The organism is Pumilibacter muris, assembly GCF_943193045.1.
GTDB lineage: Bacteria > Bacillota > Clostridia > Christensenellales > Pumilibacteraceae > Pumilibacter > Pumilibacter muris.
In genome coordinates, this window is sequence record NZ_CALPCN010000003.1 from 79,691 (window position 1) to 99,885 (window position 20,195).

A 20,195-nucleotide genomic window follows, 5' to 3' on the forward strand; every position below is an offset into this window, starting at 1 on the left:
GCAAGTATCGAAAGGTGCTTGCTTTTTTCGTGCGCGAAAACTAATAAGGAGGTGGGGAATTGGCAGTTATAAGAAACCTTGTGGTCAAGATAGCGGCGGACATTTCCTCGCTTTCCAAAGGTTTGCAGTCGGCGCAAAAATCAATTCAAAAAGTGTCGGTGGGATTCACGAAAGCAGGCACGAAACTGACCGCGAGCATAACCGCTCCGCTCGTGGCACTCGGCACGGCGGCGGTTAACGTCTCGCAAAAGTTCGAGCAATCTATGGCGAATGCCGCATCGGTAGCAGGCGCGACGGGCGAAGAACTTGCGCGTATGACCGCACTTGCGAGAGAGATGGGCAGTAAAACCGTATTCTCGGCAAGCGATGCGGCGGACGCACTCTATTATATGGCATCCGCAGGATACAAAGTCGACCAAATGGCGGACTCCATACAAGCGACGCTAAACCTTGCCTCGGCAACGCAGAGCGATCTCGCATTTACGACCGATACGGTTATAGCCACACTCAATCAGTTCGGACTTGAAGCCAATCAAGCCGAGCGCGTGACCAACGTGTTCGCGTCGGCAATCGGCAACTCGATGGCGAATATGGAAAAACTCTCGAACTCAATGGGGTACGTCGGGCCTGTGGCAAACAGCCTCGGTTATTCCATAGAGGAAACGACGGGCGCATTATCGGTATTGTACAACGCAGGCTATGACGGCTCGACGGCAGGCACGGCACTGCGGCAATCGCTTGTCTCGCTTATGAATCCGTCAACTGCCGCACTCGGCGTGTTCGAGGAATTGGGGTTGTCGTTTGAAGATGTCAATCCCGCGACAAACGATCTTGCGACGATTATTGACCGCTTGGGTAAAGCGGGGATGAATACATCGCAGGCAATGAAGGTGTTCGGGGCGAGAGCAGGTCCCGGTATGCTTGCGCTCTTGTCGGCGGGCGGCGATGCCGTTCGAGATATGACTGCGTCCATCACGGGAACGAACAAAGCGACCGAAATGGCGGATGTTCAGCTCAATACGTTGCAAGGGCAAATGAAAATCCTAAAATCGGAAGTAGAGGAAATAGCCATTTCGTTCGGCGATGTGCTTATACCCATTATTCGAAACTTCATACAAAAGTATATCTCGCCGCTGACCGCAAAAATGATGGGATTGTCGATGGGAACGAAAAAGAACATCGTGACTATCGCATTATTGGCGGCGGCAATCGGTCCGCTCCTTCTCGTGGTCGGCAAACTCATCGGCAGCGTGGGGACGATTATAAAAGTCGGATCGATGCTGTTCAGCAAGGTCGGGCTCGTCATAGGCATAATCGCGGCGGTTGTCGGCGTTATAACATACTTATGGAAAACCAACGAAGGATTCCGTAACGCCGTGACAAAGATTTGGGAGCGGATAAAGTCGGTTATTCTTTCGGCGGTCGAGAGCATAAAGGCGTGGTGGGAAAAGAACGGCGAAAAGGTTATATCCGCCGTTGTGAAAGCCTTACAAGCGATTTGGACGGTCGTGAGTACGGTGTTCAAGAAAGTATGGAGTATCGCCAAAAAGGTATGGGGCGTCGTTAAAGACATAGTCATAGATGCGGTCAAATCCATACAAAGATTTTGGGAGAAAAACGGCGAAAAGATTTGGGCGACGGTCAAGAAAATATTCACGGCGATTTGGACGTGCATAAAGGCGGCGTATACGAACATAGGGAACGCGCTTGCGAAATTCTTCGGGTACGTTAAACCTATATGGGAAAAACTCAAAACGCTTTTTGCCTCGCTTTGGGATACCATCGTCCAATTATACGAAACCTTAAAGCCCGTGTTTGAACTCATCGGCGGAATCGTGATGACGTTGTATGGCGTGGTGTCGAGCGTTCTCGCAGGCATTATCGACGCACTCGGACCGTTTCTCGAAGCGGTTATCGACGTTGTCAACGCCATTCTCGACATTATAAAGATCGTATGCGCGGTACTGCGCGGCGATTGGTCATCGGCGTGGGAATATATGCAAAGTTTTGCAAGCAATATTTGGTCGGGAATAAAGAACATCTTCCTCGGTATTTGGGAGTTTATCAAGGGATTCGGGGAAGGATTGGTCAGTTTCTTCGGCAGTTGCGGCGATACAATCGGCAGCATTTTCAAGAAAGTATGGGAAGGCATAAGCGGCTTTTTCACGAACATTTGGGACGGCATTTGCTCGGTTTGCGGATGGATATGGGATAAGATTACGGGGCTGTTTTCAAGCATCGGCGATTTTTTCAAAAACCTATTCAAGGACGCATTCAATTGGGGGAAGAACTTAATAAGCAATATTGCCGACGGCATAGAGAGTGCGTGGAATTGGGTGGTGGACGGCGTCAAAGATGTAGGTCACGCAATCGCGGACTTCCTCGGATTCGGCTCGCCGACAAAGAAAGGACCGGGCCATACCGCCGACGAGTGGATACCCAACCTAATGGATATGATGGCGCAAGGCATGTATGCGGATCTTCCGATGATACAACGTGCGGCAATGCAGGTAGCGCAGACGCTCAATCTCGCAACATCGCCCAATCAAGCGGCAGTCGGAACGGGGAGCAGTCCTAACGGCGATCTGTTGAACGGCTTACTGCAAGGAATGGCGGCAATGAACGGAATGACGGGCGGCGGCGAAAGCGGCGATGTCGTGTTGCAAATCGACGGTCAAACTTTTGCTCGGCTCATAATGCCGAAGCTCACAAAGGAATATAAGCGCAACGGTGTAACATTACAGGAGGGATAACTTGGATTTTCTTTTAATCAACGGCAAGGCGATAAAGCCACCGAAAGAAATAACCGTATCGCCCGAAGTGTTGGATAAATCGGAGCGCACGGCGGACGGAACACTCGTCGTGGACATAATCGGCACAAAAAGAAAAGTGGACGCGAATTGGGAGTATCTGTCCGCCGAGGATATGATGACATTGCAAAAGGAAACAGGCGGCGGCGCATTCACCGAATTAACCTTTCACGATAACGCCACAGGCGAACTTGTCACAATAGCGGCTCGCTCGGACGGCATAACGTATATGCCGCATTACGATTGGGCGCGCGGCAGGATAATGTGGAAAAGCGTGTCGGTGTCTTTCCAAGAGAGGTAGCCTATGGGGTACTCGGATAATCCGCGCAAGGTGTTCGGTAAGGTGGAAATTATCTATGCCGACGAAGAACTGAGCCGCGATATAACGACCGAGGAGAGCGGCAATTCGGAAATAAGCCATCCGAAAGAAGTGTACCACTTACCGAGTGAGCCGACCGTCAAGGCTTGCACTATGGATGGAAACGCGACAATGGACGGTACGTTCCAAATGATGGACGACTCGGTGCTGTGCGGTTGGTGGAGCGGAAAACTCTCTGATGCGGACGGTGTGTTCGCCGACAAGCCGTTCATCGAACTAAAATTTACTAACCGACCTATCATCTATTGGAAAGTCATAGGGGATAGCAAACTAAACCAATATCCCGTGGACTTTGCTGTGGAGTACAAGCGAAACGGCAAAGTCGTAAGAACGGAAACGATAGAAGGCAATACGGAAATGGAGCGCGTATTAGAGCCGAGAATCGACGACATAACGTCGGTGCGGCTCACAATAGCCAAGTGGAGCGTTCCGAACGCCTGTGCCAAAATCTTGCGCTTTTACGAGCGATTGTACGAGATATACGAGGGCAATGCTTTGCAGTCGTTTGAGGTCGGCGAAGAACTGTGCTCGACCGAAGGAAACTACAATATCAACTCGGACACAATGACGGTCAGCGTGTACAACGAAGGCCGTAAGTTCGATAAAGGCTATCTTCGGACGCTGATGTTGCTCGACCGAAAACTGTTGCCGAGCATAGGGGTGGAGAATAACGGCAAAGTGGAATACACGCCGCTCGGCACTTTCTATTCCGATGAGTGGCAAATAGACCAAGACAGCCAGTGGGTAAAGTGTAGCGCGACGGATAGACTGATGCGCTTGCAAACCAAGATGTACGTCGGCTTTCCTTTGACCGACAACGCCTCGCTTTACGAGATCGCGGAAGACATACTGCAAAAGACGGGGCATACCGCTGACGAGTATTACATCTCGCTGACGCTCAAAGATATAGTGGTAGACCTTGCGTTCTTGCCGAAAATAGAGGCGTGGGATGCGCTGCAAGACATAGCCAACGCAGGGCTGTGCAAGGTGTTCGTGGATCGACAAAACCGTATTTGCATTACAGCCGAAATCGATGCGGCGGCGGTTAGCGCAATACCGATATATCCCGGCAATATGTTCTCGCTTGTGTCTAATGCAACGCTGACCGACTTTGCCAACTGCATTCACGTCGAGTACAGCACGGTGTCCGTAACCGAAGACATCATAGACGTGACCGACACGGAAATATGCTTGGACGCAGGACAGTCGGTTGACTTGGCGATAGACTACACGTCGGAGATTGCTTATCCGACGGTATCGACCGAAAACGCCGCCGTGCGCATAACGAACTTTGACAGCGGCACAAACTCTTGTACTTGCACGGTAACGAATACGAGTGCTACAACGCAAACGGCAGTCATTACCGTGTCGGGAAACGCAATAGAGATAAAGACAAACAAGATAACGAAACGCGACGAGAAAAGCATCGAGCTGTACGGAGCCGTCGAGTATTCGCACACGGGCAACGAACTTGTGCAATCGCTCGAACAAGCGGAGTACATTGCGACGGTGCTACTGAACAAAATGCGAGCGGGTCAAGGCAGTATAACGACCGTGTGGCGCGGAAATCCCGAACTCGAAATAGGACTCGAATACGACTGCACCGACCGTTTCGGCGAAACGTCGCGGCTTGTTTGCGAGTACAATAAATTCAGCTATGACGGCGGGCTCAAACAGGAAACTCGCGGTCGCAAAAAATAAGGAGGCACTATGGCGGAATGGCAAGAGCCGAAAACCGACTACACGGCAGAGGCGCAAGTAACGCCGAGCATCTTCAATACGCTCGGCGAAAACGAACGGTATTTGCAGGAAAAGAAAATAACGACCGAGCAAGTACAAGACGCATCTATTACGAGTACCCAATACGGTACGCGGACGAACATAAGCGGCACGGAGGTGTTAAAGGTGTGCATAGGTAAGATACGGAAATGGTTTGCGGACTTAAAGGCTTTGGCTTTCAAGTCTACGGTGGGAACGTCGGATATCGACAACTACGCAGTAACATCTTCGAAACTTGGCACGAACTCCGTGACCACGGCAAAGATAAACGCAAACGCTGTGACCGATGCCAAGATAAACTCGGTATCGGCAAGTAAGGTAACGGGGTTACACAAAGTGGCTACGAGCGGAGATTATAACGACCTCAAAAACAAACCGAATATCGGCGGCGGATCGGGAACGGTCGTGTTCAACGGAAGCGTTAATTATTGGGATTCGGACCTTGGTTTTAAGATAAAGGCGGGATATAGGTATGTAGTAGAAACAAGTGATGGGGTCGGAGAGGGAATTGCATACGGCGATAGTAGTTATGCGCAAATAAGAGCTATAATACCGAGCGAGTCATATGGGGCGGATGGCACATTCGGCATTACCGTTGTGTGTCTTGCGACGGGGCATAACGGAACGGCAAAATATCACGGAGCAGGCGGAGTCCATGTTGAAGGAGGGGTAGACTTTGAAGATAACTCGATAAATGTTGACGGATGTTATGGGTATATAAGCGGATCGCTTGCTCCCACCATAAAGAAAGTAATCGAAATCGGCAAGGCATATTGATATGACAAGACAAATCCTAACGCAAGGCGAGGCATTCAGCATCGCCTTTTTTCATATCAAAATACCCGTCGAGGGGGAAAGCGATTGGCGAATCCGCGATACGGATAAACTGACATTTTCGATAGCGCGGAGAAACCGTTCGCCCGACATAGAAAAAACATTTCCCGATGGCATCGAGCGGTCGGGCGATTCGCTCTTTGTGTTTTTAACCGCCGAAGAAACCGCGCGGCTTCCATGTCTGTTATATCGGATGCTACTCACGATAGACTTCGGCGGCAAGGGCAAAGACGTGTACACGCTTGCGGATAAAGAATTGGAGGTGGTGGCAAGATGAGCGAACAAAATTGCAACTGCGAGAATTGCGTACACATCGAGCAGTTCAAAACAATAACGCGATCCTACGAAGGGACGGAAAACGATGTTGCGGAAACGGTGGTAGACAACGACCTGCGAACGGTCGAGGTTAAACTCAAACCGCAGCAATACGCAAGCAAGTACGCTTTCCCCAACCGTGGGGATAAAGCCGTTGTGTACATGGATACGACGGAAAACAGGGCATACCGATGGGATGAGATTACGGGAACGTACATTTGCATCGGTGCGGATTACAGTCAAATCAAAATTATAAACGGAGGTAATGCAAATGGCTAACGAAGCAACGGAAAGGGTATTGGAGAGCAGAATACAACTGCGCAACGATACGGCGGAGAATTGGGCGGCGGCGAATCCCATTCTCTTAAAAGGCGAGCTCGGCATCGAACTCGATACGCGCAAGATAAAGGTGGGCGACGGCACGACGAATTGGCAATCGCTCAAATACCTTACGGACGATATCGTGCTGTCCGAAACCGATCCGACCGACACCGACTCGCAATACGACTTGGGCGAACTGTGGCTCAACCAAGCGGAAGGCAAGGTGTATATTCTTCTCGCCAAAACCGAAACGGCGGCGGTGTGGACGCGTATAGCCACGGCGGACGAACTCGCGGTGGTGGCGGAGGCGCAAGTCGCGCAAAAACTCAAAACGCCGCACAAAATCGAGATAACCGGGGATGCCGACGGCTCGGCGAATTTCGACGGTAGCGAGGATGCACTCATAGAACTCGTGCTGAAGAACAGCGGCGCGACCGAAGGCACGTTTACCAAGTTCACGGTCAACGAAAAAGGCTTGGTGGTAAAGAGCGAACTGCTCACGGCGGACGATATTCCGCAACTTACGCTTGCCAAGATAGCCGACGCGGGGACGGCGGCGGCAAGGGATGTTGGCACGAAGGCGGGCAATCTCATCGAGTTGAACGCAAAGGGCAAGATAGATAAGAAATACCTGCCCGCGATTGCCATAACGGAGCCGTTCGCGGTGTCGAGCGAAGAAGAAATGCTCGCGCTCACCGCGCAAAAAGGCGACGTTGCGATTCGCTCGGACGAGAGCAGAACGTATATCCTTAAAGAAGCGCCGCCCTCGGTCAAAGAGAATTGGCTCGAACTGCAAACGCCCGATTGCAAGATACTTTCGGTCAACGGTCAAATCGGCGCAGTCGTGTTGACAACGGCGGACATCGAAGAGTCGGGCAATCTTTATTATACCGAGGACCGCGCAAAGAGTTCGTTTGCGGAAAACTTCGGGCAGACGAGTTCGGCGGATCTTACCGACGGCGAAACCATACTCCACGCGACCGACACCGTCATACTCAACGGCGGCAACGCATAGGGCGGCGGCTATGGCGGAAAAAGAAGTACAAGTCAAACTCCGCCTCCGCTCGGACAGCGCAGCGAATTGGCTTAAAGCCAATCCCGTGCTGCTTGCCGGGGAGATTGGAATCGAAACAGACACAGGCAAGATGAAGGTCGGGAACGGTCAAGCAAAATGGCGTGTTTTGCCGTACCTTATAACGGGTATGACGCAGGCGGAAATCCTCGATTGCTTTTGTCCCGTCGGCTCGGTAAAAGTCACCGCAACGAATGCCAATCCCGAAGGCTATGTGGGCGGCGTGTGGGAAAGAATACAAACGGACGGCTCTGCGCTCTATTATTGGGAACGCAAGGCATAGGAGGTAAAATGGCAGCGATAATCATAAGCATCGCGTCGAGCATCATCAGCGGAATGGTGCTTTTTTTCTTACAGCGGTTTTTCAAAAGGAAAGCCAAAAAGGACGAGGAGCGCGACGCGGCAAAGGCGAAAGAGAATATCCTTATTCTCAAAAGCATCGATGCGGTCGGTAAGCTGACTTACGCTAACGCGATAGCGATACGCGACGGCAAGACCAACGGCGAAATGCACGAAGCGATGGAAAGCTATAACGAATCCAAGGAAGAAATGTACGAATATCTCTTGGAGCAAAATTCTCATAAATAACGGAGGGAAACAATGGAGCAATATCTCGAACTCATCAGCGTACCCGTAATAGCGGCAATCGTCTATTGGGTAATAAACCTTATAAAATACGCGACAAAGCAGAACGAAAAGTTCATGCGGTTTATTCCGCTCGTGGCTGCGGCTCTCGGCGCGGTACTCGGCATAGTGGCATACTTTGCCGTACCGAATATCGTCCCGGCGGAAAACGTGTTTGTGGCGATACTCATCGGCATAGCAAGCGGACTAACCGCAACGGGTACTAACCAGATAATCAAGCAGCTCGGCAAGAAGGATGATGGCGATGGCAGAGATGGAAAGTAGGGCAATACGGATAGCTTATGCCGATGCGCTTGTGAATAAGTTGTGGGTGCAAGGGTTAATCACAGACATCGAAAAGAAAAGAATAAGCGAAATCATTTTATTTAAAATTCTTCCGTAAAATAGCCTATTTTCGCTGGGCTCTTTCGATTTTTTACGGTACTATTTGTCCTACCCTGCGACAATGGGTAGGGCAAATTTTTTTAGGCTACATTCAAGTCCGAAAATAAGCAGAGTGTAGTGAGGAGGTATGTATTGAAACGTGCGGTAGCTTATTGCAGAGTATCCACAAAGAGTAAAGCGCAAATCCACAGCTTGGAGTATCAGACGTCATATTGGCAAGATAAAATATTGTCGGACAGCGGATATGAATATGTCGGGATATACTCAGACAACGGTATAAGCGGACGGTCAATGAACAAACGACCGCAGCTACTGCGAATGCTCGATGACGCGAAAGCGAATAAATTCGATGTCATCTTTACCAAGTCTATAGCGCGGTTTGCACGAAATGTAGAAGAGTTATTGACAGTAGTAAGACAGCTTCGGGATGCGGGGATACAAGTTTTTTTCGAAAAAGAACAAATAGACACGTTCGATCCAAACAGCGAATTGTTCTTAACCGTAGGCGCTTCTATTGCCGAAAACGATATTAAAATTTATGCCGAAAATCAAACGTGGGCAAACCGCGAAAAATTCAGCAACGGGTTTATAACCGTAGGTCCGCAAATTTATGGTTATAGAATGCGAAACGAAGACAATACGCTTGTAATTGTTCCCGAAGAAGCGGCTGTGGTTAAACAAATATATCAATGGTATTTAGACGGCGACGGAATGCAAACAATAGCGAACAAACTGAATGCACTCGGCATCGGGAACAAGGAGTGGCATCGTGCCGCTATAAGCTATATCCTCAAAAACGAAAAGTACAAGGGTTGTGCGTTAATGCAAAAAACATTTAAGGTCAATGGGGCGCAGAAAAAGAATGCAGGTCAAGTGAAACAATATTATATGGAGCAAACGCACGAGCCGATTATATCTCCCGAAGATTTTGATCGAGTGCAACAGCTACGGATAGAACGAGCGGTAGAAAGCGAATTCAATCAGGAAATGCCGAGATATCCATTCACCAAAAAAATACGATGCGGCGTGTGCGGAAGCGGATTCGTGCATAAAATACAAAACTGCAACAAGCCGTACCATACGGAAATATGGGCATGTACGAAAAAGGAGGCGCACGGGATGGATGCGTGTTGCAGTACTCGGATTAAGGATTCGGTGCTCAAAGAAAAGTTTATAGAGTGCTATAACGAGTTCGTAGAAAAGTTTCCAGACAGTGCGGAAACCGTACAATTTAAGCAACAGCTTGCCGAGCTGTTAGAGCAAGAGCGCGAACTGTATGCGATGAAAATCAATCGCATGATAGAAGTCTCCGACTATAATCGGGAATGGGGTGAGCTCAAAACCAAAATCGATAAAATCTATAGTGAGATATCCAATCGAGAAGTGCGGGGTGTGTCGCGTACCGACCTTGTGTATATAAGCGAATTCGATGCCGAAAAAGTAGACAAATTTTTGGACTATGTAACGATGTATCCCAAAAAAGTAGAGTTCACTTTTATGAACGGAGCGAAAATAAGTAGGTATTACTCAAATGGTGCATCCGGTAATAAAAAAGGGTGGTTGGAAAGGAAAAAAGAACGGATGAAACAGGAGGGTAAGTAATAATGGCAATCAACAATAGAATCGTGCAAGAACGTCCCGTGCTGTTCCGCCCGAATATGACGGCGGTCACAGCCAAGGAGAATGTTACATATTATGCGCGTGTCAGCACGGAGAGCGAAGAACAAGAGGACTCCTATGAACGTCAAAAGGCACACTTTGAAGAGATAATATTATCCAATCCCAAGTGGAACTATGTCCAAGGATATGCCGATTGGGGTGTGTCGGGAACGAAAGCCGAGACGCGGAGAGAATTCATGCGAATGATAGCCGATTGCCGCGAAAAAAAGATAAACCGCATACTCGTAAAATCCATATCGCGGTTTGGCAGAAATACCGTAGACACGTTAAAATATATTCGAGAGTTGCGAGAATTGGGCGTCAGCGTATATTTCGAAGTGCAAAACATAGACACGATGACAGCAGGCGGTGACGTGCTTATAACAATTCTTGCGGCAATGGCAGAGCAGGAAAGTCGCACAATGTCGACAAATATAAAATGGGCGTATCAAAAACGATTCAAGGATGGGAAGGTACTCATCAATCCGCTATCTTTAGGTTATCGTAAAGAAGGTGATGGGTACGTTATAGTCGAAGAAGAGGCTGAAATAATTAGGCGAATATTCCGTAATTACCTTTCGGGCGATTCCGTAAGACAAATCGCCGACGAACTAAATGCTGCCGGGATAAGGACAAAGCGCGGCAACGAATTCAAAGCAAACGCTATAATCAACATTCTCTCGAATGAAAAATATACGGGGAATGCTATTCTCGGAAAGACATTTAAGCCCGATGTTCTCTCCAAGCGTAGATTGAAGAACGAGGGGCAAGCACCGAGCTATGAAGTAAAAAACAGCCATCCGTCCATTATTTCCCAAGAGATGTTCGACTTGGTGCAGGCTGAAAAATTGCGACGCAACACACTGCGCTCCTCCGTGAAGACGGGTAAGGGAAAATACAGCAGAAAGTACGTATTAAGCGGGCTGCTTGTGTGCGGTCAATGCGGTGCAAAACTGCGGCGATTTGGTCGAGCATTGGCAAGCGGGGAATATGTGCCGACATGGGTTTGCGTAACGCACCAAAAAAATCGGGCGGCGTGTGATATGAAACCGTTAAAAGAAACCGACATATTGGATGCGTATAAACGCGCCGTCGGGCGGTTGTTAGGCGACGCAGGAGAGATATTGGAAATCGTAAAAGCCGCAACAAAAGAAGGCCTCGACTTACCCGATACGCAAAGCTTGGACAACATAGAGGAAAAACTGATAAGAACACGTAAAAAGGTGCTGGAGCTTTTCAAAGACAAGCGCGACGGGAATATACCGTTAGCCGAATACGAAACAAGATACGCCGATCTTAGCAATCAAATAGTGGAACTCGAACGGCAAGAGTCCGAGGTCAAGGTGCGGAACATCGAGAGCCAGTTGGCACAAAAACGATTAGATGATGCGCTTGCGCTGTTGTCAAATCCGCGAGTGGATTATATGGATGATGCGGTTATTCGACATATCGTCGATGTAATCAAAGTCAACGGCAAACACGAATTGGAGTTTCAGTTTAAGTGCGGCGTCGATATTAAAGAGGATATGTAGCGATAACTAAAATATACAAAAAGGCGTTTTTCGTAAAAATTCGCACAAATTTCGTTTAAGGTGTTGACAAATTCAAAAAAAAAGTGGTATTATATTATGATTTGGTGATTTAACGCTGAATGGAGGCATGGGCAAAGAGGAGTATTTATTATGTACGAATATGTAACAAAAGCCGAGTACAAACCAGTCAAAATCGAGCTTGAAAAGATTATAGTTAAAGTACAATCTATAATGCGAAAAGAATACGATACGACTTTTCAGTACCACCTTATTGGGAGCGGCCAACGCCACCTTGTGACGCGTATTGTCGGCGGGAACGGCGGATATGACTTTGATTACAACCTAATCATCCCGGCACCGCAACAAGGTTATTACTATAAAGCCGATGTGGTAAAGCAACAGTTTATGAATGCTTTTCGCAAGGCATTGAAGGGAACACAATATAGCGATCCGCAAGACTCAACATCGGCTATAACGATAAAGGTAGTGGATAAGCAAAAGAGCCGAATCGTGCATAGCTGTGATTTTGCCATTATTTATTACGATAGGGGTAGAGTTGAAAACGGGTATTACTACTTAAAACACAACAAAGGGCAAGGGCAATATGTATTCGAAATTCGTGGATTAAGTAAGAATATCGAAGATAAAATAGCCGCCATTAGAGAGTACCGAAACGGGTGGAACGCCGTGCGCGATGAATATTTGAATCTCAAAAACAAAAATCGGGATAATAATAAGCACTCGTTCTCGCTGTATAATGAAGCAGTTAATAATGTATATAACAATCTCCCCGATGATGACGAGTATGACGATGATGACGATTATTACTATGATTAATGCCGAATCGCCATAACTTATCGAGGTAGAATATGAAAATACTTTCAACAAAACTGCCGACAAAAATCAATATCGAGCAATCAAAGATCCGCCATCACAAAGAAATTGTCTGTTTACAAATGAAAATATAGCCATTGTCTCCATTCGAGCGATGGCTATTTTCTTTTGACTACATTGCAAAAATTTGGAATTTACTGCAACCTAAAACTGTCGCTATATCCATCGAATAGCGGTAAAAATGCCTAAAATCGGCTTGTATGGTACAGTAAGGATGCAAGAATGCAAGAGTGCAGTATGAGTGAATCAGGGCAAAAGCATAGCCAATTGCGCCAAAATGTTTTGGCTTTCTTTTTTCAATTTCGGCATTTGCGACATTACAATGTCCATCTCCAAAGAATGTTCTTCTTTAACATCGAAGAACTCCCAAATGTCGATTTCAAGTGCATCGCACATACAGCAGATAGAAGTGAAAGTAGGGAGAGATTTGCGCCGTCGCGCTTGATAAAGTGAAAACAAGCTTGTCTCCGCAGTTTGACTCAGTTGGTTGAGTGTGATGTTTTTCTTTTCAAGAAAGAATTCAAGTCTTGAGAAGAATCTGTCCGAAGTCCAATACTCCAAATTGTTGTCCATAGTGTGTCACCTTTAATATTACTTGCACAAATGGGAGATTGTGCTGTAATATAATTTGTAAAACAAAAGCGCGGCAAAACAAAGCGTATTGAGTATTGAGAATAAAAAAGTTTTTTACATATGTAAAATTATTGATGGTTTTTTCGGGATGCATTTTGACAAATGTATTAGCGGTTTTTTATGATGACATGGTAAAATTATTGTAGGCTGCGAGAAGGAGGTATTATGGATATAAAACAACCGTATTCGGTAAAATCATATAAGCAAGTAATTGCCAAGAAAATAGAGTGGCTTTGGTATCCGTACATAGCTTTCGGAAAAATTACCATAATACAGGGCGATCCCGGCGAGGGAAAGTCAACCGTGGCTATTAACTTGGCGGCGGTAATTTCATCGGGACGAACAATGCCACTTGATAAAGCTCCGAGCGCACCGATAACGGTAATATATCAAAACAATGAGGATGGGATAGACGATACCATAGTTCCGCGTTTAGCGGCGTGTGGGGCGAATCTCGAACGTGTAAAGTATATTGATGAAGATGATAATGCGGTTGAGCTCGGCGATGAGCGACTCGATAAAGTAATAGAAGAAACGGGAGCGAGGGTTGTAATCCTTGATCCCGTACAAGCCTATTGGGGTAGTAATACCGATATGAATAGGGCGGGGGCGACTCGGCCTATAATGAATAAACTTGCTACACTTGCCAAGAGGCGGAATTGCGCCATTATAATGATAGGACATATGACAAAGTCAAATTGCAAAGGACTTTATCGAGGGTTGGGCTCAATAGATATCGCTGCCGCCGCACGGAGCGTTTTATTGGTATCGCGTCTAAAGAATCAGTCGGAAATTCGTGTTCTTGCGCACGTTAAAAATAATCTCGCGCCGATAGGCGAATCGATCCTTTTTACTATTAAGGAGCACTCGGAGATTACTTGGATTCGAAAAAGCAAAATGACAGCCGAGCAAGTCCTCGATGAAACATACGAAGAGGGTAGTTCCAAGCTCGACAGAGCTATAACTATTATTAAGGAAAAGATAGGCGGCGGCAGTTGTGCGGCAAATGAACTCATAAGCTATTGCGAACAGCAAGGAATATCCAAGCGAACATTAAATATGGCGAAATCAAAACTAAATATTGATTCGGTTAAAAGAAAAGACGGTTGGTATTGGGTAATTAATACCGACGATGAAGACGATGATGACGATGACGATTTAACGGAGGCATACTAATGGCTGACAGCGAAAATAGAGAACAATTACGCCAAGCATATAAAATCGATGATGCACAAGTTGAAAAGCGGTTTATTCCCGCAAAAGAAAAGGTAAGTCTGACGGAAGACGGCCGTCCTATGCGCGTATGCGCCTACTGCCGGGTTTCGACGGATAATGACGAGCAGGTGTCGTCGATAGTTTTGCAGCAAGAGCATTATAGCTATTTGGCGAGTACATACAAGAATTGGGATCTTAAGAGAATATATGCGGACGAGTACATTCATTATGGGGAACAAAAATAACATATAAGAAACCAAAGCAATTTTTCACTTAAAATTACAATTTAGTATCCATGAAAATATTAAAAACAAATTTGCGTCTAATGTATTGACATTGGGCGCATATTTTGCTATAATGACAATATACTATAAATGGAGGGCTATTATGAAGGCAAATATGAATATAAAAGTTGATACGGACGTAAGAGATGCGGCAAAGAGTATATTCGGGCAAATGGGTTTGGATATGACGACTGCGGTCAATATGTTTTTGCTTGCGGCAATAAGAGAAAAGGGTATACCATTTGAACTTACCACGGTTTCGAAAGCAAGCGATGACGAAATAATCGAATTACTTGCAAGGAAACTCCGTAATGCCGAGGCGCAGGAGAAAGCGGGACAAATGAGAAATTTCGATGATTTTGCTGCGGAGATGAAATCCAAGTATGGAAGAGTGTAAATACAAAAGAGTCATCTTGCCGCAAGCGGAGCAAGACATTGAAGAGGCATTAAACTATATATCTAACGAATTATGCAATCCCGATGCGGCAAACAAATTGATTGATAATATGGTAGAAATAATGGAAAACGTTTCAATGTTTCCTTATTCGCTCCCGACGCTTAAGGATAAAAGATTGGCGCAGGGTAACGAATATCGTCGTGCCGATGTGAATAATTTTGTGCTAATTTATAAAGTTGCGGAAGATGTGCGGGAAGTGCGTGTAATGGCAGCGTTATATGCGCCGTCCGACGTTGTAGCGCGATTGCTGAAAAGGCTCTAAATCGATTGAGTACAAAAGATTCGGTGATTGTTGCAACATTACCGATTTGTAATTAAAATTGAATATTAAAATATGGGAAGCCGTAAGTCATTAAATGACCTGCGGCTTTTTTTGCATTTCCGAGATTAAAGAAAATCCGAATTTATATTAAAATTATTATAGTCTACGATAGGAGATAAACTTTATGCAATACAAAGAATGGTTAAACGAATGGCTTGAATGTTATGTTAAGCCGACAACGAAAAGCAAGACGTATATAAGATATTCGGAAATTGTACGCGGACATATTATTCCGAAAATCGGCAGTTATGAAATAGGCGAATTGACGCCACTCGTTTTGCAAAGATTCGTTACCGAATTATTAAGCGGCGGGAATTTGAAAACCGGAACGGGACTTTCGTCCAATTCGGTAAACGGAATTATTACCGTTATTCAAAATTCGCTAAAATCGGCATTTGCGATCGGGATTGTTCCCGAGTATAATGCGGATAAAATCAAACGTCCAAAAGTAAAAGAAAAGCAAGTCGTTTGCTTTACGAAGCAAGAACAGCGGCAGATTGAACAAGCGATATTAGACGGGTACAAAAGCAAATTATACGGTGTTATATTATGTCTTTATACGGGACTTCGAATAGGAGAATTGCTTGCGCTCGAATGGTCGGACGTGGATTTACAAAAAGGGATCATATCGGTAAATAAGACGCGACACGACGGAAAGGGGAATAGCGTGAATTCGCCCAAAACGGAGACTTCGCGCAGAATGATTCCCATACCCAAACAGTTGTTGCCGTTTATGAAGGAATGGAAAAAGAATAGCCTGTCGCGGTTTGTTGTATCGAATGGCGAAAAGTATATATCCGTGCGTGGGTATCAGAGAATGTTTGAAAGGCTTTTGAATCGGATTGGCATAGAGCATAAAGGTTTTCACGCTTTGCGCCATACATTTGCTACGCGGGCACTTGAGTGCGGAATGGACGTGAAAACGCTGTCGGAAATTCTCGGACATAAGAACGCGACGGTTACGTTAAACCGTTATGTACATAGTCTTGTTGAGCATAAACAAGAGATGATGAATGTGTTGGGTAAATTGATTTATGCAACGCAAAGTAAATCGAGAGTAACGATTGGCGAAATATAAAATGTGCGCCTAATAAAATAATAGGCGGTCGTTTTCTTGCCGTAACGACCGCCTAAAAGAACGTATTTGAACTTTATTGCAAAAATTTTTCCGTGAATGCCTATTATCTATTGATTTTTGAGTCATAATAAGGTATAATAATACCGTGAATGTGCGCCTATTATTTTATTAGGTGGATGTTTGCGAGTGTGTTTTGTACACCTATTATGAACCCGTGCGGAGCGTTCGTAGGCAAGGACTCGACGCAAAACGCGGCGGATATATCGGATATGCTTTCGTCCAAGACCTTGTGCGAAACGGCGAAGCATACCATTTTTATTTGATTATGATAGATTTATTCCCACACAACTTAACAGCCTACGAATCGGCGGTCGAAATGTTAGCCGAAACGGGCAAAGCGGCGATTATCCATCCCACGGGGTCGGGTAAGTCTTTTATTGCCTTTAAGTTGTGCGAGGATAACGAAGATAAGCGCGTACTGTGGCTTTCTCCGTCCGAATACATTTTCAAAACGCAAGTCGAAAATCTGAAAGCTGTGTCGAATGGCTATTGTCCGAATAATATTATATTCTATACCTATGCGAAACTCATGTATATGGGAGCAGACGAGATTGCCGAGATAAAACCCGATTATATCGTTCTCGACGAGTTTCATCGTTGCGGCGCAGAAGTGTGGGGAAAAGGCGTTCAGAATGTATTAAGCGCATATCCGAATATTCCCGTGCTCGGACTTTCGGCGACCAATATCCGCTATCTCGACAACCAACGCGATATGGCAGACGAGCTGTTTGACGGCAATATGGCGAGCGAAATGACGCTCGGCGAAGCAATCGTGCGCGGTATACTCAATCCACCTAAGTATGTGCTTTCGGTGTTCCAATATCAAAAGGATTTGGATAAGTACGCCTATCGTGTTCGCCACGCAAAAAACAAGGCGGTGCGCGACAGCGGCGAGAAATATCTCGAAGCGTTACGCAGAGCTTTGGATAAAGCGGACGGACTTCCCGAGATATTCAACAAGCATATCCCGAATCAAAACGGCAAGTATATCGTGTTTTGCGCGAACGTCGAGCATATGGACGAAATGGTGTCGCACGTGCAGGAGTGGTTCGGCGGCATAGACAGCGAGCTGCACGTTTACAAGGCGTATGCCGACGATCCCGAAACGAGCAAAGCGTTTGCCAATTTCAAGAAAGACGACAGCACTCACCTCAAATTGCTTTTCTGTATAGATATGCTCAATGAGGGCGTTCACGTCGAGGACGTAAGCGGCGTTATTTTGCTTCGTCCGACCGTATCGCCCATTATTTATAAGCAACAAATCGGACGCGCTCTGTCGGCAAGCAAAACGACGAATGCCGTTATTTTCGATGTTGTGATGAATATAGACAATTTGTATTCTATCGGCACAATTCAAGACGAAATGCAAGTTGTTATGACGTACTACCGCGAGCGCGGACTTGAAAGCGAGATAGTCAACAGCTCGTTTAAAGTTGTGGACGAGGTGCGCGACTGCATTGAACTGTTTGAAAAGCTCAACGATACGCTTGTCGCGTCGTGGGACTATATGTTCGCCGAGGCGAAAAAGTATTATGAACAACACGGCAATCTCGAAGCGCCGACAAAGTACAAGACCGAGCAAGGGTATTCGCTCGGGCATTGGCTTGCCACGCAGAGAAAAGTGCGGCGCGGCGAGCAGTTCGGAATACTCGGCGAGGATAGGATAGCAAAGCTCGATAGTATCGGCATGGTTTGGGATGGCTATAAAGACTTGTCTTGGAAGAAGAACTATGCTGCAGCGAAAGCGTATTATGCCGAATACGGCGATTTAAGAATTCCTGCCACATATACGACAGAAGCGGGTATCAAACTCGGCGCTTGGATAACGAATTTGCGCAATTATAGGAAAAACGGCGCACAAACCAATTATTTGACCGAAGAACGCATTGCCGCGCTTGACGAGATAGGCATGGTGTGGGATGTCCCGGATATGTTATGGGAGCGCAACTACGCCGCCGCGAGAGATTATTATGCAGAGCATGGCAATCTCGACGTGCCTATAAGTTATGTTACGAGCGATGGAATTAAGCTCGGAATCATACTTTGCAATCTTCGCAATGCCTATCGCGGAACCAATAAATCATATAAGCTCACGCAGGCGCAAATCGACGCATTAAACGAAATCGGCATAATATGGACGCCACGTTTCGACAGAGCGTGGGAGAAAGGATACGCTTATTTGCAAGCGTATTATGAGGAAAACGGTAATGCCGACGTACCGACGACGTATGTTACGAATGACGGATATAGGCTTGGCGCATGGGTATGCGACCAAAGAGAACGTGTTGACAAGATAACAGATGAGCGTAAAGCGCGGCTTGACAGTTTGGGGTTTGTTTGGAATAAAGAAAAGTCGTGGGATAAAGCGTTTGCCGTTGCGTTGGATTTTTATACAGAATACGGGCATTTGAATGTACCGTATTCGTATAGAGTAAACGGTATATGGCTCAACAAATGGCTCAATGAACAGAAACAGATTTATAACGGAAATCGCGGGACAAGAATGCTTGACCACGAACAGATTGTAAAACTCGAATCGATAGGAATATGTTGGGAACTCGGCAGTAAAAGAAGAATCGACGCGGCATGGGAAGAAATGTATGCGGAAGCCGAGAGGTTTTATGCCGAAAATAAGCATTTGAATATTCCGGGCGAGTATAGAACGGTAAGCGGGAAGAAATTGCAAATATGGATTACCCGTCAGCGAAAAGCATATAAAAGCGGCGAACTCACGCAAGTGCAGATACAAAAACTCGAAACGATCGGCATGGTTTGGCAGTTCGACGATCCGTGGGAAATCGGTTTTTCTCATGCGAAGGAGTATGCCGTTAAATATGGCGATTTGCTTTTGCCTATAAGTTATGTTTGCGACGATGGTTATAAACTCGGCAATTGGATTGCCAATCAACGAAACAATAAAGACAGCGATGATAAGTATAGACGGTTGAGTGTGGAACAGATTGAGCACCTTGATTCTATCGGTATGGTGTGGGATGTCGCTGAGTATGCTTGGACGAGAGGATATGAACAGGTATTGCGTTATTGGCAAGAAAACGGGCATATCCGTGTTCCGCGCGGAACGAGAATAAACGGTGTCGATTTGCAGTCTTGGGTTTGCGAGCAACGAAAGAGTTTTAAGAAAGGAAAACTTTCGCAAGAGAAGATTTTGAAGTTGGTTGCTATCGGCGTGATCGTTTTACCCGATGTGCGTATAGAAAACAGAAGCAGAAAGGCGGTGGCGAGCGTATGAATGAAAAACTATTGATTATCGGCGAGTGTACTGCCGAAATAAAAAAGTTACTATTGCAACTGTTTACGGCAGAAACAGAGAGTATTCAATGTTTTCCTACTGACAACGATTCGTTTATTTGTGTTGCGGAGGGACAAGCAGAAACACAAGAGCAATTAAAATCACTTGGCTACAAAACTGTTACGATAGCCTATACCAATGATCTTATAAATAAGATAATCGGCAACAGTGATTTAGAAAAGCACGGGTATAAATTTGAGGACGGTGTGTGA

At 46.1% G+C, this 20,195-nt stretch carries 22 protein-coding genes; 21 read left to right on the top strand and 1 reads right to left on the bottom strand.

All coding sequences use genetic code 11. The features are described from left to right. Positions 1-59: 59 nt before the first annotated feature. The 14 genes from NFR62_RS04930 to NFR62_RS04995 all read left to right on the top strand — a co-directional run bounded on the left by NFR62_RS04930 (position 60) and on the right by NFR62_RS04995 (position 12,567). Positions 60-2,753 carry a phage tail tape measure protein gene (locus NFR62_RS04930; protein ID WP_251547702.1) on the top strand — a complete coding sequence of 898 codons (2,694 nt, stop codon included), beginning with the start codon at positions 60-62 and terminating at the stop codon, positions 2,751-2,753. Between the two features lies 1 nt (position 2,754). Then, on the top strand, positions 2,755-3,111 hold the full coding sequence (locus NFR62_RS04935; RefSeq protein ID WP_251547705.1) for a hypothetical protein: 357 nt from the start codon (positions 2,755-2,757) through the stop codon (positions 3,109-3,111). A gap of 3 nt (positions 3,112-3,114) precedes the next feature. Next, positions 3,115-4,890 carry a hypothetical protein gene (locus NFR62_RS04940; protein WP_251547707.1) on the top strand — a complete coding sequence of 592 codons (1,776 nt, stop codon included), beginning with the start codon at positions 3,115-3,117 and terminating at the stop codon, positions 4,888-4,890. A 9-nt stretch (positions 4,891-4,899) separates the two neighbouring features. After that, complete coding sequence (locus tag NFR62_RS04945) at positions 4,900-5,745, top strand: hypothetical protein (RefSeq protein ID WP_251615201.1); 846 nt, start codon at positions 4,900-4,902, stop codon at positions 5,743-5,745. A gap of 1 nt (position 5,746) precedes the next feature. Next, entirely contained in the window at positions 5,747-6,079 is a 333-nt protein-coding gene (locus NFR62_RS04950; protein WP_251615204.1) for a hypothetical protein, read from the top strand. Then, positions 6,076-6,396, top strand: coding sequence for a hypothetical protein (locus tag NFR62_RS04955; RefSeq protein WP_251615206.1), 321 nt, complete (start codon positions 6,076-6,078; stop codon positions 6,394-6,396). Before NFR62_RS04950 ends, NFR62_RS04955 begins: the two co-directional genes overlap by 4 nt. Continuing rightward, entirely contained in the window at positions 6,389-7,453 is a 1,065-nt protein-coding gene (locus tag NFR62_RS04960) for a hyaluronate lyase N-terminal domain-containing protein (protein WP_251615209.1), read from the top strand. Before NFR62_RS04955 ends, NFR62_RS04960 begins: the two co-directional genes overlap by 8 nt. Positions 7,454-7,463: 10 nt before the next feature. Beyond that, complete coding sequence (locus NFR62_RS04965) at positions 7,464-7,793, top strand: hyaluronate lyase N-terminal domain-containing protein (RefSeq protein WP_251547719.1); 330 nt, start codon at positions 7,464-7,466, stop codon at positions 7,791-7,793. Between the two features lie 8 nt (positions 7,794-7,801). After that, complete coding sequence (locus tag NFR62_RS04970) at positions 7,802-8,098, top strand: hypothetical protein (protein ID WP_251615212.1); 297 nt, start codon at positions 7,802-7,804, stop codon at positions 8,096-8,098. A gap of 12 nt (positions 8,099-8,110) precedes the next feature. After that, entirely contained in the window at positions 8,111-8,419 is a 309-nt protein-coding gene (locus NFR62_RS04975; protein WP_251615215.1) for a phage holin family protein, read from the top strand. Beyond that, positions 8,400-8,537: a hypothetical protein gene (locus tag NFR62_RS04980; RefSeq protein WP_251615218.1), complete on the top strand. Its 138-nt coding sequence runs from the start codon at positions 8,400-8,402 to the stop codon at positions 8,535-8,537. Before NFR62_RS04975 ends, NFR62_RS04980 begins: the two co-directional genes overlap by 20 nt. Positions 8,538-8,656: 119 nt before the next feature. Beyond that, positions 8,657-10,141, top strand: coding sequence for a recombinase family protein (locus NFR62_RS04985; RefSeq protein ID WP_251615221.1), 1,485 nt, complete (start codon positions 8,657-8,659; stop codon positions 10,139-10,141). 2 nt (positions 10,142-10,143) lie between these two features. Continuing rightward, positions 10,144-11,730, top strand: a complete 1,587-nt coding sequence (locus tag NFR62_RS04990) for a recombinase family protein (RefSeq protein WP_251615224.1) — start codon at positions 10,144-10,146, stop codon at positions 11,728-11,730. A 150-nt stretch (positions 11,731-11,880) separates the two neighbouring features. Then, positions 11,881-12,567 carry a hypothetical protein gene (locus tag NFR62_RS04995; protein ID WP_251615227.1) on the top strand — a complete coding sequence of 229 codons (687 nt, stop codon included), beginning with the start codon at positions 11,881-11,883 and terminating at the stop codon, positions 12,565-12,567. A 303-nt stretch (positions 12,568-12,870) separates the two neighbouring features. On the opposite strand, the gene NFR62_RS05000 is transcribed toward NFR62_RS04995, so the two are convergent. Then, a complete protein-coding gene (locus NFR62_RS05000) occupies positions 12,871-13,197 on the bottom strand; it encodes a hypothetical protein (RefSeq protein WP_251615229.1) in 327 nt (108 codons plus the stop codon). A 225-nt stretch (positions 13,198-13,422) separates the two neighbouring features. Here NFR62_RS05000 and NFR62_RS05005 point away from each other — a divergent pair, with 225 nt between their 5' ends. From NFR62_RS05005 to NFR62_RS05035, 7 genes are all read left to right on the top strand, one after another. After that, a complete protein-coding gene (locus tag NFR62_RS05005) occupies positions 13,423-14,433 on the top strand; it encodes an AAA family ATPase (RefSeq protein ID WP_251615231.1) in 1,011 nt (336 codons plus the stop codon). Next, entirely contained in the window at positions 14,433-14,717 is a 285-nt protein-coding gene (locus NFR62_RS05010) for a hypothetical protein (RefSeq protein WP_251615233.1), read from the top strand. Before NFR62_RS05005 ends, NFR62_RS05010 begins: the two co-directional genes overlap by 1 nt. Positions 14,718-14,859: 142 nt before the next feature. Then, positions 14,860-15,153, top strand: a complete 294-nt coding sequence (locus tag NFR62_RS05015) for a type II toxin-antitoxin system RelB/DinJ family antitoxin (RefSeq protein ID WP_251615235.1) — start codon at positions 14,860-14,862, stop codon at positions 15,151-15,153. Next, positions 15,140-15,475 carry a type II toxin-antitoxin system RelE/ParE family toxin gene (locus NFR62_RS05020; RefSeq protein WP_251546329.1) on the top strand — a complete coding sequence of 112 codons (336 nt, stop codon included), beginning with the start codon at positions 15,140-15,142 and terminating at the stop codon, positions 15,473-15,475. Before NFR62_RS05015 ends, NFR62_RS05020 begins: the two co-directional genes overlap by 14 nt. Before the next feature lie 184 nt (positions 15,476-15,659). After that, a complete protein-coding gene (locus tag NFR62_RS05025) occupies positions 15,660-16,613 on the top strand; it encodes a tyrosine-type recombinase/integrase (protein WP_251546327.1) in 954 nt (317 codons plus the stop codon). A gap of 193 nt (positions 16,614-16,806) precedes the next feature. Further along, positions 16,807-19,923, top strand: a complete 3,117-nt coding sequence (locus tag NFR62_RS05030) for a Helicase associated domain protein (protein WP_251615237.1) — start codon at positions 16,807-16,809, stop codon at positions 19,921-19,923. Further along, positions 19,920-20,195, top strand: a complete 276-nt coding sequence (locus NFR62_RS05035; protein ID WP_251546323.1) for a hypothetical protein — start codon at positions 19,920-19,922, stop codon at positions 20,193-20,195. Before NFR62_RS05030 ends, NFR62_RS05035 begins: the two co-directional genes overlap by 4 nt.